This window comes from Streptomyces sp. NPDC055078 (assembly GCF_053607985.1).
The window spans coordinates 1-1439 of the sequence record NZ_JBSGUP010001096.1; the positions used below are offsets into that span (position 1 = coordinate 1).

Here is a 1439-nt window from a genome sequence, read left to right on the forward strand (position 1 = left end):
GGCTCACCCCCCAGCGGCAACGGCAGTTCGCCGGAGCCGTGGCGACCCGGAGGGCGCTCACCGACGCCGCCGCGGCCGATCTCCGGGAGCCCCAGCGGGGAGCCTGGCGAGAACTCGCCGAAAGGAGCGCGTACACCGGGCTCCGGGCGGCCGAGGACAACGTTCTCCTCGCACCGGCGGGCCGCCGAGCCGCGCGGATCGTCCCCGCGACGCAGTGGGACCCGGTGCGTACGGCCGTCGGCGACGGTATGCGCGCGATCGAGACAGCGGCCCGGCGGGACGCGGCCGTCCGCGCCGACCCCGTCGAGGAGGGCCTGTTCACCCCCGCGGGCGCGGCCGTCGTGCTGGGCCTGGCCGCCGTGGTGGTCTCCCTGGTGATCTCCGTACGCATCGGGCGTGGCCTCGTCGTCGAACTGACCGGTCTCCGCAACAGCGCGCTCACCATCGCCCGGCAGCGGCTGCCGGACGCCATGCGGCGGCTGCGCACCGGCCGGGAGATCGACATCCGGTCCGAAGCCCCGCAGCGGCGAGCGGCCGACGACGAGATCGGGCAGGTCCGCGAGGCGCTCGACACCGTCCACCGGGCCGCCCTGCGAGCGGCTGTCGAACGCGCCGAACTCGCCGGCAGCATCTCGGGCGTCTTCGTCAGTCTCGCCCGCCGCAGCCAGGTCCTGGTCCACCGTCAGCTCACACTGCTCGACGCCATGGAGCGCCGTGCCGAGGACCCGGGCGAACTGAGCGACCTCTTCCGGCTCGACCATCTCACCACCCGGATGCGGCGGCACGCCGAGAGCCTGATCATCCTCTCCGGCGCGGTGCCCGGCCGCGCCTGGCGCAGGCCCGTCCCGCTCACCAGCGTCGTACGGGCCGCCGTCTCCGAAATCGAGGACTACGCGCGCGTAGAGGTACGGCAACTGCCCGAAACGGCCGTCACCGGCACCGCCGTCGCCGACGTCACCCATCTCCTCGCCGAACTCATCGAGAACGCCGCGCAGTTCTCACCGCCGCACACCAGGGTGTGCGTCAGCGGCGAACCCGTCGGCAACGGCTACGTCCTGGAGATCGAGGACCGGGGACTGGGCATGGGCCGCAAGGCTCTCGCCGATGCCAACCGGCGGCTGTCGGAGTCCGAGGCCCCCGACCTCTTCGACAGCGAGCGGTTCGGCCTGTTCGTCGTCAGCAGACTGTCCGTCCGCTGCGGTATCAAGGTCCAGTTGCGGACCTCTCCGTACGGAGGAACCACCGCGGTGGTGCTGCTGCCGACCTCCCTTCTGCAGAGCGCCCTCACCGAGGCCGAAGCCGCCCACAGCACACCCGGGGCCGGGGGCCTGTCCCGGCCTCCCGCTACCGGGCGCCCCGGCGCCGTGCCCGCCGCGCCCGTGCCGTCCCCCGACCGCTCCCAGCTCCCCATGAGTGCCCCTCGCCGGGCGCTGCGGGCC

At 73.9% G+C, this 1439-nt stretch carries 1 protein-coding gene; it reads left to right on the plus strand.

The genetic code is table 11. The features are described from left to right. On the plus strand, nt 1–1439 hold a 1439-nt coding region (locus ACWF94_RS40425; RefSeq protein ID WP_453500278.1), incomplete at both ends, for a sensor histidine kinase.